The organism is Gemella haemolysans (genome assembly GCF_001553035.1).
Classification (GTDB): domain Bacteria; phylum Bacillota; class Bacilli; order Staphylococcales; family Gemellaceae; genus Gemella; species Gemella haemolysans_B.
The window spans coordinates 88160-101837 of the sequence record NZ_KQ959954.1 but is presented as its reverse complement, the minus strand read 5'-3'; the positions used below and the strand labels follow the sequence as shown (position 1 = coordinate 101837).

The following is a 13678-nucleotide window of genomic DNA, read 5'->3' as shown; positions in this document are numbered from 1 at the left end:
ACAAAATCTTATTTCTAGAAATCACGATTTTTAAGTCACTCCCATTATTTATTACAATAAGCTTTTAAACTGTTATTTATAAACTTATTTATTTTATCATCATCATAAACCACTTCTTTAAGATACAATCCTGCTGCATCAGCTTTAGGCCCTGCGAATTGGCGTTCTTTTTTTTCTAATATTTCTTTAACATAATCCGCTTCATATTTACCGGCGGCCACATTTTGTATAGTTCCGATAATTATTCTAACCATATTATATAAAAAACCATTCCCAGTAATTTCAAAGTTTACAATATTAGGATTAACAGAATCTTTCTCCATAGTTAAACTATATATCGTTCTAACCTTATCCTCAACGCTAGAATTTTTTGAACAAAATGATGAAAAATCATGTTCTCCTATAAAATATTGCAAGGATTCTTGAGCTTTTTCAAAATTAAAATCAAAACTATGTTTACCCACATAATTTAATAAGAATGGATCCACTTCTCTTCCAATATGAAGTTTATAATGATATGTTTTTTGTGTACTATTATACCTAACATGAAAATCTTCAGAAGCTGACGTCGCTCCCACTATTCTAATATCTTTCGGAATAGTAGCATTTAGTGCCTTAACCCATGCTTCATCTGGAATACTCAAATCAGTATCAAAATGCAATACCTGACCATAAGCGTGAACACCACTATCCGTTCTTCCACTCATATAAAGTCGTACATCTTTTTTATTAATTTTCTTTAAACTCTTCTCAATTTCTTCTTGAATTGTATTATTGTTTGGTTGTATTTGAAACCCATGGTAATTACTACCATCATACCTACAAAGTAAAACTACTCTCACTCTTATCTCCTAAATGTTTTATTTTAATCTTTATTTCTTATTTCTTAACCGTCGTATCATCCCTGGGATAATTTCTAACGACTCATTCTATATGCTATTATACCACAACAATAGAAAGAGAAAAAGACAAGAAAAGAGTTGAACACAGCAACAAATCAGTAAAAATCACACTTAACTTTACTCAGTTGACATACAAAATTTCAACTTTATCCTATATATTAAAAATATTATTTTGGCAAAATAAAAAAAGAGTGACTCAAAAATATTGATTTCAGAAAAATCGATTTTATCAAGTCACCCTCACTCAGAACACCCATAAAATTAATTAATATTATACTTTATTCAACTCTAAAATCCCCATAATATCTTTACAAATATTATAACTTGCATGCGGTAAATAATTTTTTGTCATATTGTATTTAATCTTCTTAATATTATCTTCAAAAAATAGTTCTTCTAAACAAGCTAGTACTTCTTCTAAATTTTTAGCGATTTTTGCCATTCCATTTTTCCTAAAGTAGATAGCATTTTCCATTTCTTGTCCAGGAACTGGGTTAAAGAGAATCAGTGGAATATTACTTGCTAATGCTTCAGAAATAGTTACTCCTCCTGCCTTAGTTATAAGAATATCAGCAGTCTGCATCCATTCTCGCATATTTTCAGTGTAGCCCAGAATCTTAACCATTTCTTGTTCAGCATAATCAATTTCTAATTTATGTTTTAATGCTCTATTTTTACCACAGATTACTACTACTTGAGTATCTCTATTTTTCAGTAATATTTTCCCAATAAGTTTTGAAAAATCAGTAGATACTCCAAAAGCACCAGCAGATAATAAAACTGTCTTTTTATCTATAAATAATTTATTATCTTCCAACCATTGTTCAACATTCATTTTATCATCGAATTTTTCAGCAATCGGTATTCCAAATTTCTTAACTTTTTGTTTTTCTACATTTAACTTCAATAACTCTTTTTCAGTTCCATCTGTCGCTACATAATATCTAAATGCACCTTTAGTTAACCAACTTTTATGAAAATGGTAATCTGTTATTATATTAACTATCGGTATCTTATTATCTTTCAATAGTGATAAAGCTGGAGTTGGAAATGTTGAGACAATAATATCTGGTTTAGCTTGTTTTACTAGTTTTTTCAAATACTCAGAACTAAAATATCTATAAGCAGAGATATTACTATGATTTTTTCCTGCATAATACAAATACCCGTAAATATCTCTAAAATATGAAAAGCTATATAAATATAATTTTTTTAACACTGGAGTCAAATTCGGGTGCGCTTGTAAGAACAAGTCTGTTTCAATAACTTCAATCTCATCAGTATAATATTTTTCAAACGCTTCTTTAATATTTTTTGATACTTGAAGATGCCCATTTCCGAATGAACCTGTTATTAATAAAACTTTTTTCATATTACCTCACCTCTACTTTTTATTATAATAGATAAGATCATAAGTTAATACTATCACACTACCTAAACACATCCCCGCCATCGTATCCGTCGGATAATGTACTCCTAAATATACTCTAGAAGTCGCTATAAATAAAATTCCTATTATCGCTATAAGAATAGGAAAATAATTATTATTTCCTTTCTTCGATAATTTAATAAATATTAACGCCAATGTCAAATACATTATTGTTGCTGAAGTAGTATGCCCACTAGGGAAACTTAAACTATTTAATTCAACTAAACGATGAATATTAGGTCGAGGACGATTAAAAATTATCTTAATAAACGCCATCACTATACCGCACGTACTCATTGTAAGAGTTAAAAACAGAGCCTCTCTTTTAAACTTATTCACAAATAAAATAATAACTATTATAGCAGTTATTATTGCACTAGGCTTTTGATCTGCTATATTTGTCGTATTTAAATATATGCTTGTAAGTACTGGATTTTCTAAACCTTGAATAAAATTAATAATCATACTATCCAAAGGTTTCAAAAAACTATTGTAACCACTCGCAATAAGACCAAACATCACTATAAAAAATATAACTAAACGTTTTTGATTATTTTTTGTCATTAAATCTCCTAACCTTTTTAAAATCTCTAATTCATATCATATTACCATAATTTTATACATAATAATAGCAAAATAATATTATAATCTCACCAATTTCCTTTTAAATTATGTACTTTCTTATTGATTTCAGTTAAAAATATTTTATAATAAATCTCATTTTTTATAATAATTGTGAAGCTATACAAGTAATTGTATCTTCCTATAAACACACTTCTTTTCTTTCATTATTTTCATAAATTTATATTATTATATTAACTATCTATTTCTTGAACTTTAAAACATATTCCATTATAATTATTAGATTAATTAAATAAGTTTATACAGGAGTCTGTATGTCAAAAATAAAAAAAATTATAATATCAGTAATTCTACTATTCTCTGTAGCAATTGCTAGTTTGTATTATTACGGACATACCCACAACGTTAACTTTTTCGACTTTAAATATATACAATCATATTGGAAAAATAACGATCACAATACTAATACAAACAATGAACAAAACGATACAACAAAAAATAATCATGATAATATAGAAAAAACAAAAGAACCAGAAAAAAAAGGTAAGAGCTTAGAAGAAAAACAAGCTGTTATGAAAGCTGATACCCCTACTATGAATGCATATGGTTTATATTATGATTATGCTAATATGACTTTACCTGAAGTTATACAAGCATATGCAAAAGAATATGGAATAAAAAATTCACAAATAGCTTTTTCATACAAAAACCTAGCAACTGGTGAATTAATTGAAATGAATGAAACTCAACCTATGACTGCTGGTTCTACATATAAATTACCACTTAATATGTTAGTAGTAGATAACTTTGAAAAATATAACTTATCTATGACTAAACGTTATGATATCACTAACACTTACTATGAGTATGATGGTGAACACAACACATATGTTAAAGTTTTTAAAGGGGCTATGACTATTCCCCAAATGCAATACTATTCATTAGTTTATTCAGAAAATACTCCTGCATACGCCCTTGCCGATCGTCTTGGTGGTATGAACGAAGTATACAAAATGTATAGCAACTATGGTGAGTCTAAAGCAGAATTAAAAAACTTTAGTACAGAAAATAAAACAACAACTAACTATTATATTCAAGTATTACAACACTTGTGGGATAATAGAGAAAAATATAAAGATATTCGTACATATATTGGTGAATCTTTCCCAGGAGACTATTACAAACGCTATCTTCCAAATCTGGTAATAGAACAAAAACCTGGATATGTAAAAGAAGCACTAAATGTTGATGCTATTGTTTATGAGAAAACACCTTACATTATCGCTTTATATACTGCAGGTTTAGGAGGAGCTTCTCCTGCTACTGAAGAAGTAAACCTTGTTGGATTAGATCAAGTAGGACAAATTTCTTATGTTATAAACGAATGGCACCGAGTTAATATGAACCCATAAATTTAATACACTCTTTAGAGCGGGAGTGACTCACAAATCGATTTCTCCGAAATCACGATTTTTGAGTCACTCCCTTTTATTTTCTTTTGACAAATTCCTTATTATATGGAGGTTGTTATGTTTTGCAATAATAGATTGAAATCCTTACGTACTAAACAAAAAGTTTCTCAAACTACGGTAGCTGAACACCTTGGTGTTACACGTGCTGCCTACAATAGTTGGGAAAAAGGAAAATATATACCTAATAAAAAAAATTTAGACGAACTGGCACTTTACTTTAATGTAGAGACTACTTACTTTGAATCTGAGTATGAGATAGTTAATAAATATCTCCAATTAAACGAGATAAATCAAAAGAAACTTTTGACTATGGCTAACGAGCTATATGTTTCTCAATTATATAAATATCAAGTTCACGCAAAATTATCGGCTGGTTTAGGTAACTTTTATTATGAAGATTATGAGTTCGATACTGTTTACTTCGACAAAGACATATCATACGATATAGCCTCTTGGATTGATGGGGATTCTATGGAGCCAAAATACCACAGCGGAGATGTTGCCTTGATTAAAAAAACTGGATACGATTTTGACGGATTGGATTATGCAGTAGTCTACAATGAGGAAACATACATAAAAAAAGTCTTTCTAGAAGAAAATACAGTTCGTCTAGTTTCTATTAATGACAACTACAAAGACATCATAGCACCGATAGAAGAAGTAAATATAGTAGGAGTTGTTACAGATTCATTTAAACCTATAAAAGAGGTGTAATAATATGGGAATAATTGACTATACATTAGAACCTCATTCAGATATAGCCTTTATAGATATAAAGTCTTTTTATGCGAGTGTAGAATGCGTAGAACGTGGACTTAATCCTTTAACAACCTCACTTTGTGTAATGAGCAGAAGTGATAACTCTAACGGTTTAATATTAGCAAGTTCCCCTGTTTTCAAAGAAGTCTTTGGGAAAAATAATGTAAGTAGAAGTTATGATCTTCCCTTCGATATTAATACACGACGTTTTTCATTTTATAACGCAAAAAGACAAGGTCTTGAAATAACTCAACAATATATCAATCATATTGAAGCCTGGTCCAAAAAAACACTCATCGTCCCCCCAAGAATGACTCTATATATCGAAAAAAATATACAGATACTCAACGTACTTAAAGATTATGTTCCAGATGAAGATATTCATCCCTATTCTATAGATGAAGGATTTGTCGATTTAACGCAATCACTCAATTATTTCATAAAAGATTCTGCAAAAACAAGAAAAGAAAAATTGGACATAATTTGCGCAAAAATCCAACATGATATATGAAAAAAACAGGTGTTTACTCCACTGTAGGAATGAGTAATGCAAATCCTCTTCTGGCAAAACTTGCTCTAGATAATGAAGCTAAAAAAACTCCAACTATGCGTGCTAATTGGTCATATGAAGATATTGAAACAAAAGTGTGGAATATCCCTGCACTTACTGATTTTTGGGGAATAGGAAGCAGAACAGAAAAAAGATTAAATAAATTAAAAATATATTCTGTTAAAGACTTAGCAAATGCTAATCCAGATATATTAAAAAAAGAATTCGGTATAATTGGAGTTCAGTTATGGTTCCACGCAAATGGAATCGATGAGAGCAAACCTTCAAAACCTTATAAACCTAAATCAAAAGGCTTAGGTAATTCACAAGTTCTTCCTAAAGACTATAAGATTAAATCACAAATAGAACTAGTTTTGTCAGAAATGGCAGAACAAGTCGCGATAAGACTAAGAAGAGTTAAGAAAAAGGCAAAATCAGTACATATCCATATCAGTTACAGTAAAATTGAAAGCAAAAAATCTATTAATGCATCTAAAAAATCAACCCTACTCAAAGCACAAAACAATTAACCGATCATGTTCTATCACTTTTTAGAAGTAAATATGACGGTGGTACCGTACGCTCTATTGCGGTTAGATATGATAACCTTATAGACGATAATCTTACAATCTATACGTTATTCGATGATATTGAAGCTATTGAAAAACAAAGAAAAATTGATAAAACACTAGATACTATACGTGATAAATACGGATTCTTATCAGTTCAAAATGGAAGTATGTTAATGGAAGGTTCACGTGTAAAAGAAAGAAGTAAACTAGTAGGAGGTCATGCTGGTGGCATGGATGGAATAATATGATAAATAGAAATTATCTTCCCTATAAATCTGCAAGAGAATATGCTGACCGTGGAATGGCTAAATGGATGGGCTTTTTCATCTCAGAACACACTACCGCGATTAATATGCAAGGTGACACTATAGATTTTTCCAACAATATGGATGAAGACGAAAAAAGACTACTATTAAACCAACTATATTTCTTTAAAGGTCTATCGTATTTATATACCTCCACTCAACGTGAACCATATCTAGGAAAGGTTGTTGATTGTACTAACGATATTATTTATTTTTCAACTAAACAAAATATACTGCAAATTTCAATCAGCGATATTCTAAAAGTTTCTTTAGCAGAGGAATTAGACTATGAACAAACTTAATCAACATGAAGTCCAATTTGACTATTTTAGTAGTAATTACGATCAATTCGAAAAAGATTTCTATAAATATTCTGCATTAAATGTACCCTTAACATTTTTAATAGACGATATTCTAAATTTAATGGTAAATAACAATGGTAATTTTTTCAGATTAACTGCTAATAAATCAAAAGATAAAAGAGATCACTACTTCTTTTTCAAAGTTCAAACTCCTTTAGAAAATAAAATGGTGAGAATCTTTCAATATATTGGACATAAATTCATAAATGAAAAATAAACTCGAAACTAGGATATCTTCCTAATTTCGAGTTTATTTATTTTTAATTTCTCTACTTCTAATTTAATAGATTCTATTGTTTTTGTTTTCTTCTAACTGCTATCGCTGCTGCTAGAGCTAATAAAGCCATACTAATCGTCTGTTCTGACTCTAAACCAGTTTTTGGTAATTCTTCTTTTTCTTTTTTATTAGTTTCTTCTTTTTTGTCATTATTAACCTTATTACTATTATTAGAATCCTCTTTTTTATTTTCAGCTTTATACTCTGCTTTAACCGGTGTTACTATTTGAACACGGCTTTCTAAATCTTTAGCCCCTACTCTGATTCTTTCTAGAATAGTAAATTTACTGAAGTGGTTTATTTTAAATTGCAACGAACCATCACTAAAGCTACTTTCAACTTTTTCTAGAATATTGTTGTCCGCTATGTGATATACTTCTAATTCTGCATTATCATTTTTCACTACCGATACTTTAACTGTACGTTCAGCATCACTATCTATTTTTTTACCGTCTTTTTTAAAATGAATTTCAAAAACTTCAATAACTTTATATTCACTACCTAATTTTTCAATAATAGTTTTATTTAGCTTCTCATCATTTATCGCACCTACAAAGACATCATCAGCTTTTATTTTGTTTTTGTCAAAAGATACAGCTATATCATACCCTGATAATGTTGCAGATAAAACTTTATTTTCAACCTGCGCATTATTCTCTGAGGTTTCTTGTTTTTTATTACTAGATGAATCTGTTTTATCTGAAGTTACTTTTGGAGTTTCTTTGCTAGGAACTTCTTGTTTATTTTCTGGAACAGTTTGTCCTTTAGGACCTTCCTTCTTATCAGTTTCTTTTACAGATTCTTTATTTTCTTTCTTATCTTCTTCTTTTACTGGTTCTTTATTTTCTTTTTTAGTCTCAGTTACTTTTTCTTCTTTAGGTGTGACTTTTTTAGTCTCATCTTTCACTGATTCCTTGTTTTCTTTCTTATCCTCAGTTACTTTTTCTTCTTTTGATGCGGCTTTTTTAGTCTCATCTTTCACTGATTCCTTGTTTTCTTTCTTATCCTCAGTTACTTTTTCTTCTTTTGGTTTTTCTATTTCTACTAAAGACTTACTCTTTAAAGAATTTTCTAAAATAGCTTTTACCTTTTGAAGATTTACATTATTAGGTTCAACTGCTAATAACTCATTAACTTTAATTAGCCATACTTCTTTTATTTCTTGTTCTTTCTTTTTATCAACCTTAATATCAGCAAATAAATAATTTACAAATTCTTTCTCGTCAATAGTATTCCAATCTATCTTATCTTCTAAAACAGATTTAAATAAATTATCTACTTTATTAATTTCTATTACTGGTGCTAATGATACATTTTTCTTTTCAGGTTTTGACACAACTTCAGATGCAGGTGTCGTTTTTTCAACTTCTTCTAAAACAGGTTTATTTACATACTCTAAATTAACATTGTGATTAGATTCTGCAGTTACAACAACATTGTTTGTGTCTTCGTGTGCATAAGCTGTTCCAAGAGAGCCAGCAGCAATGCCTATTAGAACACTAGCAATACCTACTGAAACCTTTCTAATCGAATATTTTCTCGTACTAAACATAATTTTCTCCTTATCAACTTGCTTAAAAATTACAATTTACTTATTAATCTATCTTTTTTATTATAATATATCTCAGAAAAATGAGCAAGCGTGAACCTATTTTAAATAACTTACAATATTAAAATACCAGAATCAAAAAGCTAAATACTCTACTTTTCTTTTTGATTCTGGTATATAATAATATCCATAATTTTTAAATTTTATATTATTTAATTTGGTGTTTATTCATTTTTTCTTGGAAAATGGCTGTAATAATTTTACGTAATTCTTCTTTTTCTTTTTCTGGCCATTCTCCCTCTTTTTGAGCTGCTGCGTATAGTTCTGGATATTCGATAGAAATTCTCTTAACAGTACGCGTATTAGCATGTTTTCTCACAAAAAATGGAATTTTCTTCATTAATTCTTCTGGAACTAATGAAAGTATTCTATCCTCAGTTTCTTTATCACTAATTACCGAAAAAGTAAGACCTTTCTTTATCTGTTCTTGTTCCTGTTCTGTAAAATCTTCTAACTTCATTCTTATTCTCCTAAAGTATGTATATTTTCAATTAAGATTATATACTAATACTTATAAAACAACAAATGAATTCCACTGATAGAGATTATCAATATTATAAGTTGCCAATTTTCAAATTATTACTCAAAATAATAACCATCTTTTATAAATATTCAATAATGTAAACTACTATCTTTGAACTTTAATATAATACCAATAATACAACTCAATTTCATAAAATATGACAACATATTTATGGGAGTTTGTAATAAAATTATAGTTATTTTCCTATCTAACTTCCCATGACATCATCTCTTCGAATCTTATGAACTAAAAATTTTATAGCAATCAATACAGCAATCAGTGATATTAATATTAATAAGATAATGATAATACTCGGTATTCTATAAAGAAATGCAATAAAGTTACCTACAATAGATACCATAATTACTGAAGAAATGATTGAGATATTTGTCGCTTGAAACTTTTGACCTATTAAAAAAGATATGAGTATTAAAACTAGTGAAAATAATACTGAAAAACCTACTATACAGATTACTTTAAAATAAGAACCAAAAGAATCAGGTATCATAAATCCAAAAAATTCGTATAAAAAATAATATATTATATTTTCTAATAATACAACAGGAAAGAAACTGATTAAGAAATTTGCACATAAACCATAAAGTTTAGACAAGAAGATAGTTGATCTTCCCTCCGGGAATAGATAGGTAAGTTCTCTCTCTTGTTTTATGTAGTGTATAAGAAGTAAACGATTAAACAGTACTACACCAAAAATAATTGCAACCGTAACTGTAACAGTAGTTGCTAGAGTTATTACACCAATTGCATAATTCAAAATAGAAAGTTCTTTAGAAGTTTCATCAAGTCTCCCTACCAAGGTAAAAAAAACTAGTGATATGAAATTCACAACTATATTTGTCCAAAATAAACTCTTAAAATGACTTGCTTGTTTTTGAAATTCATAATTAATTTTATCTCGCATACCTTACTGTCCCTCCATTTTTATATTTTCGTAAAAATCTTCTAATTTCTCAAAACCTAGTTGTTTCATTTCCTTAAAGCTAGATTTTTTTACTATTTCTCCATTTTGAATCATGATTACATTGTCAGCAATACTCTCTAATTCTGAAAATGAGTGGCTAGAGACAATAACAAGTTTCCCCATCTGTTTAAATTCAATGAGAAGATTTTGTAACAAAGTAATTCCTTCTCTATCTAAACCGTTAAAAGGCTCATCCAATATTAAAATCTCTGGACTGTGTAAAAATGCTAGAGCCATGTTTAAGCGTTGCTTCATACCTAGCGAAAATATAGAGATTTTAGTATTCAAAGAGACTGATAACCCAAATTTCTTTAAATAGGATTTCACATCAATAGACGGACAATCATAATACCTAATATGGTTTTCAAGCACCTCTTTCACCGTTAAGGAATCATAGCTATCAGGAAAAGAGAACACCCCCCCAATTTTTTTCAAATAATCAGAAAACTGCTCTTCTGTAATTGGTTCATCATCAAGGAAAATATCTCCGATTGAAGAACTCAGCCCTAGAAGACACCTAAATAAAGTTGTCTTTCCTGCTCCATTTCCTCCAATAATAGCATAAATATTACCAAAAATTAGAGAAAGATTTATTTCATTTAATAAAGTTTTTTTTCTAATGACTTTTGTCAAATTCGAAATAGTTAATTGTTTCATTTCTATTTCCTCCTAGTTAGTGTCAGTAATGATAATATAAAACTTAAAATAGCCCAAATACCTAATACTAAGAATTGTTGTACACCTACCTGCTCCAAGTGAAACAAATTTGCTCTAATTAGTTGACTAGAAGGAACAAATGGTAGATATTGATAAAAATTTGTTATCCATCTGGGCAATCGTTCTACTGGAAATATAATTGGTGAAAACATAAGTCCACCAAGCATAATTAATTGGGTCATCAAAGAAACAATATTTGACGGAAAAACATATGCAATAGCGAAACCAAGAGAAAGCAGGGCAAATATAATTAATATTATTGACACCAAAGCGATTAAACTAAGGAAAATATCTAATCCAAATCCAAATTTACTAATCAGAAGACTAGATAAAATACCTGGCAAACATAAGAAACCCCAAATTAGTAAATCTGAGAGTAAAATACCAACTCTAGAAACTGGCAATGTTTTCTGGTAATCATAGATTCCATTTTGCTTAGCTTCGCTGACTATTTGAGGTGCTAGTACACATGTCACTGCAATAACATTTATAGCAATTGCTCCCGTGCAGAGATAAGACTGTGTTACCTTGTCATTAGCATTTGTTATAAATAAGAAACCATAAATTATCGCAAATGACAAGATAATTTGCACCAATACAAATATAGGTGTATAAAACTTATGCCTAATTAAACTCCACTTAATTAATCCAAAAAATTTCGATATGTTTTTTTGCTTATTATTCATTCATATACTCCTCATAATCATATGATAAATTTTTTAATTTTAAATCATAGGAAATAATTTTGTCTTCCTCTAGCAAATCCATAATAATGGACACAATTTCTTTCAATTGTTCTTTTTTCACCGTGAACGTCAATCGTTTCTCAATATTATCATATTTACAAGAATCCATTTGTGAAAATCTAACTATAGTATCTTCGTCAAGAATTGAAATCGACACTTGATGTCGTAAATTACGTTGCGTTTGAATATCAGAAACGTTAACATCTTTCTTTACTTGTCCTTTGTCAATCATAAGATACCTATCCGCATATCTCTCGACTTCAAACAGATTATGAGTTACGATAATAATGGTTGAGGCCTGATTAGCGAGATTACGTAAGTGTCTCCACATGAGCATTCGTCTATACGGATCAACATCATTTGTCGGTTCATCCAATATTACAATAGACGGAGTATCAACAACTGACATAGCGAATGATGTTAATCTCTGTAACCCACCAGATAATTTTTCTCCTGTTGTATGACGCCATTTTTCAAGATTAAGATAACTAATTAGCTGATTTGAACTACTCTGTATATCAGATTTTTTCATACCTTTCAAAGCTCCAATACACTCTACAGCTTCTTGAATAGTCACCCCCTTAATTGGTACTTGAAACTGTGGCATAGATGACACTAATTCCCGGGCTTGATTCGGATGATTCGTTACATCTATTCCATTAATTTGAATTGAACCACTATCAGATGAAATCAAGCCATTTAACTGATTTAAAAAAGTAGTCTTTCCTGCTCCATTATGCCCAATAAGTGCAACAATTTGACCACTATAAAAAGTAACACTAATATTATCAGTAACTATCTTTGAACTATAAGATTTTTTTAAATTTTTAACAACAATAGTTTCTTTCTTCATAAATACCTCACACTACTTGATATAAAAAGTACATAAAACACATTAAAATCGGCATAATAAGACTAAAAATTTACAAATTATCCACGTAAATACCTGTATAATCAATTATTTAAAGTAATATTCCCCTCTTACATACCACCGGTATGTAAATTTATATTAACATACCGGTGGTATGTAGTCAAGAATTTTTAATAATTTTAATAAAAAAATAGAAAGACTCACAGCATATTAAGCTATGAATCTTTCTATTTCCTAGATAGAAAATGAGATATTAAAATCACTCAAACATCTATTTATTATATTAATTTTGTTCCTTACCGTATCATTTGATTTATTAAATATAAGTGGATTTAACCATATATTTAACATAACTGCAATTAGTTCTGCTAATTCCTGCGGATACTCTGATTTTATTGAACCATCTTTAATTCCTTCATAAATAATTGGTAAAAAATACTCTGGTATTGTCATCTCCTGCATCTGTTTGAAAAAAGAAGCTAATAATTTAGGATTGTCTGTAAGATTTGGAGAAATTGAAGTAATGACATCCATATTAGTATTCCCTATAGCAACCGATATTAATTTTGATATTTTTTCTCTTCCATTCAAATCTTTTGCATATTTAATTTCATCAAATATAGCCTTATTCTGATATCCTATTCTTTTAACAACTTCATTAAAAATATCTTCCTTAGAATCAAAGTAATGATAAACTGCACCTTTAGTAAGTCCATCTAATCCATTTATTATATCAGAAATCCTAGTTTTTTCGTATCCTTTAGTCATAAACAAACCACTTGCAACCTCAAGTATCAGTTCTCTAGTATTTTCTATACTATTCACAATAAATACCTCCTTCCTTACTAAAATTTATAATTGAAAATTGGTAATAATTAAGATATTATCTGATTTTTATCTATTATACCATATTATCAGACACTTAATATTACCTTACATTATACTTTTTAATATTTTCCCTTGGTAAATCAAATTATCATACTTGGAGTAATCTGACTCTCCATAATATATTTTTATCAT

General features: G+C 29.1%; 16 protein-coding genes. 6 read left to right on the top strand and 10 right to left on the bottom strand.

Annotated features, from left to right (window positions below):
* Window positions 1–44: 44 nt before the first annotated feature.
* The 3 genes from truA to HMPREF3186_RS04240 form a co-directional block, all read right to left on the bottom strand.
* Window positions 45–842, bottom strand: coding sequence for a tRNA pseudouridine(38-40) synthase TruA (truA, locus tag HMPREF3186_RS04250; protein WP_060914067.1), 798 nt, complete (start codon window positions 840–842; stop codon window positions 45–47).
* Between the two features lie 331 nt (window positions 843–1173).
* Complete coding sequence (locus tag HMPREF3186_RS04245; protein ID WP_060914066.1) at window positions 1174–2274, bottom strand: MGDG synthase family glycosyltransferase; 1101 nt, start codon at window positions 2272–2274, stop codon at window positions 1174–1176.
* Between the two features lie 12 nt (window positions 2275–2286).
* Entirely contained in the window at window positions 2287–2895 is a 609-nt protein-coding gene (locus HMPREF3186_RS04240; protein ID WP_060914065.1) for a phosphatase PAP2 family protein, read from the bottom strand.
* A gap of 332 nt (window positions 2896–3227) precedes the next feature.
* On the opposite strand from HMPREF3186_RS04240, the gene HMPREF3186_RS04235 reads away from it, so the two are divergent.
* From HMPREF3186_RS04235 to HMPREF3186_RS04215, 6 genes are all read left to right on the top strand, one after another.
* The gene (locus HMPREF3186_RS04235; protein WP_060914064.1) at window positions 3228–4325 is read left to right on the top strand and encodes a serine hydrolase; all 1098 of its coding nucleotides are present in this window, start codon (window positions 3228–3230) and stop codon (window positions 4323–4325) included.
* A 117-nt stretch (window positions 4326–4442) separates the two neighbouring features.
* On the top strand, window positions 4443–5099 hold the full coding sequence (locus tag HMPREF3186_RS04230) for a LexA family transcriptional regulator (RefSeq protein WP_060914063.1): 657 nt from the start codon (window positions 4443–4445) through the stop codon (window positions 5097–5099).
* Between the two features lie 4 nt (window positions 5100–5103).
* Entirely contained in the window at window positions 5104–5655 is a 552-nt protein-coding gene (locus HMPREF3186_RS09380; protein ID WP_231724158.1) for a Y-family DNA polymerase, read from the top strand.
* Window positions 5652–6224: a DinB/UmuC family translesion DNA polymerase gene (locus tag HMPREF3186_RS09375; RefSeq protein ID WP_231724157.1), complete on the top strand. Its 573-nt coding sequence runs from the start codon at window positions 5652–5654 to the stop codon at window positions 6222–6224. The genes HMPREF3186_RS09380 and HMPREF3186_RS09375 overlap by 4 nt, the downstream gene beginning before the upstream one ends.
* A 286-nt stretch (window positions 6225–6510) precedes the next feature.
* Window positions 6511–6873 (top strand): hypothetical protein, encoded by a 363-nt coding sequence (locus HMPREF3186_RS04220; protein ID WP_060914062.1) that lies wholly within the window; start codon window positions 6511–6513, stop codon window positions 6871–6873.
* Entirely contained in the window at window positions 6860–7150 is a 291-nt protein-coding gene (locus HMPREF3186_RS04215; RefSeq protein WP_060914061.1) for a DUF5960 family protein, read from the top strand. The genes HMPREF3186_RS04220 and HMPREF3186_RS04215 overlap by 14 nt, the downstream gene beginning before the upstream one ends.
* Window positions 7151–7223: 73 nt before the next feature.
* Here the strand turns inward: HMPREF3186_RS04215 and HMPREF3186_RS04210 are convergent, their stop codons facing one another.
* From HMPREF3186_RS04210 to HMPREF3186_RS04180, 7 genes are all read right to left on the bottom strand, one after another.
* On the bottom strand, window positions 7224–8762 hold the full coding sequence (locus tag HMPREF3186_RS04210; RefSeq protein ID WP_060914060.1) for a YSIRK-type signal peptide-containing protein: 1539 nt from the start codon (window positions 8760–8762) through the stop codon (window positions 7224–7226).
* Window positions 8763–8967: 205 nt separating this feature from the next.
* A complete protein-coding gene (locus HMPREF3186_RS04205; RefSeq protein WP_060914059.1) occupies window positions 8968–9279 on the bottom strand; it encodes a hypothetical protein in 312 nt (103 codons plus the stop codon).
* A 271-nt stretch (window positions 9280–9550) separates the two neighbouring features.
* Window positions 9551–10264 carry a hypothetical protein gene (locus tag HMPREF3186_RS04200; RefSeq protein WP_060914058.1) on the bottom strand — a complete coding sequence of 238 codons (714 nt, stop codon included), beginning with the start codon at window positions 10262–10264 and terminating at the stop codon, window positions 9551–9553.
* 3 nt (window positions 10265–10267) lie between these two features.
* Window positions 10268–10981 carry an ABC transporter ATP-binding protein gene (locus tag HMPREF3186_RS04195; RefSeq protein ID WP_060914057.1) on the bottom strand — a complete coding sequence of 238 codons (714 nt, stop codon included), beginning with the start codon at window positions 10979–10981 and terminating at the stop codon, window positions 10268–10270.
* A gap of 2 nt (window positions 10982–10983) precedes the next feature.
* Window positions 10984–11727 carry an ABC transporter permease gene (locus HMPREF3186_RS04190; protein ID WP_060914056.1) on the bottom strand — a complete coding sequence of 248 codons (744 nt, stop codon included), beginning with the start codon at window positions 11725–11727 and terminating at the stop codon, window positions 10984–10986.
* On the bottom strand, window positions 11720–12640 hold the full coding sequence (locus tag HMPREF3186_RS04185) for an ABC transporter ATP-binding protein (RefSeq protein ID WP_060914055.1): 921 nt from the start codon (window positions 12638–12640) through the stop codon (window positions 11720–11722). Before HMPREF3186_RS04185 ends, HMPREF3186_RS04190 begins: the two co-directional genes overlap by 8 nt.
* 252 nt (window positions 12641–12892) lie before the next feature.
* Window positions 12893–13483: a TetR/AcrR family transcriptional regulator gene (locus tag HMPREF3186_RS04180; RefSeq protein ID WP_197415021.1), complete on the bottom strand. Its 591-nt coding sequence runs from the start codon at window positions 13481–13483 to the stop codon at window positions 12893–12895.
* Window positions 13484–13678 lie beyond the last annotated feature (195 nt).

Excerpts from the sequence above, each read along its gene's own strand:
- HMPREF3186_RS04245 (WP_060914066.1), bottom strand. The coding sequence starts at position 2,274 with ATGAAAAAAGTTTTATTAATAACAGGTTCATTCGGAAATGGGCATCTT.
- HMPREF3186_RS04240 (WP_060914065.1), bottom strand. The coding sequence starts at position 2,895 with ATGACAAAAAATAATCAAAAACGTTTAGTTATATTTTTTATAGTGATG.
- HMPREF3186_RS04235 (WP_060914064.1), top strand. The coding sequence starts at position 3,228 with ATGTCAAAAATAAAAAAAATTATAATATCAGTAATTCTACTATTCTCT.
- HMPREF3186_RS04230 (WP_060914063.1), top strand. The coding sequence starts at position 4,443 with ATGTTTTGCAATAATAGATTGAAATCCTTACGTACTAAACAAAAAGTT.
- HMPREF3186_RS09380 (WP_231724158.1), top strand. The coding sequence starts at position 5,104 with ATGGGAATAATTGACTATACATTAGAACCTCATTCAGATATAGCCTTT.
- HMPREF3186_RS09375 (WP_231724157.1), top strand. The coding sequence starts at position 5,652 with ATGAAAAAAACAGGTGTTTACTCCACTGTAGGAATGAGTAATGCAAAT.
- HMPREF3186_RS04220 (WP_060914062.1), top strand. The coding sequence starts at position 6,511 with ATGATAAATAGAAATTATCTTCCCTATAAATCTGCAAGAGAATATGCT.
- HMPREF3186_RS04215 (WP_060914061.1), top strand. The coding sequence starts at position 6,860 with ATGAACAAACTTAATCAACATGAAGTCCAATTTGACTATTTTAGTAGT.
- HMPREF3186_RS04210 (WP_060914060.1), bottom strand. The coding sequence starts at position 8,762 with ATGTTTAGTACGAGAAAATATTCGATTAGAAAGGTTTCAGTAGGTATT.
- HMPREF3186_RS04205 (WP_060914059.1), bottom strand. The coding sequence starts at position 9,279 with ATGAAGTTAGAAGATTTTACAGAACAGGAACAAGAACAGATAAAGAAA.
- HMPREF3186_RS04200 (WP_060914058.1), bottom strand. The coding sequence starts at position 10,264 with ATGCGAGATAAAATTAATTATGAATTTCAAAAACAAGCAAGTCATTTT.
- HMPREF3186_RS04195 (WP_060914057.1), bottom strand. The coding sequence starts at position 10,981 with ATGAAACAATTAACTATTTCGAATTTGACAAAAGTCATTAGAAAAAAA.
- HMPREF3186_RS04190 (WP_060914056.1), bottom strand. The coding sequence starts at position 11,727 with ATGAATAATAAGCAAAAAAACATATCGAAATTTTTTGGATTAATTAAG.
- HMPREF3186_RS04185 (WP_060914055.1), bottom strand. The coding sequence starts at position 12,640 with ATGAAGAAAGAAACTATTGTTGTTAAAAATTTAAAAAAATCTTATAGT.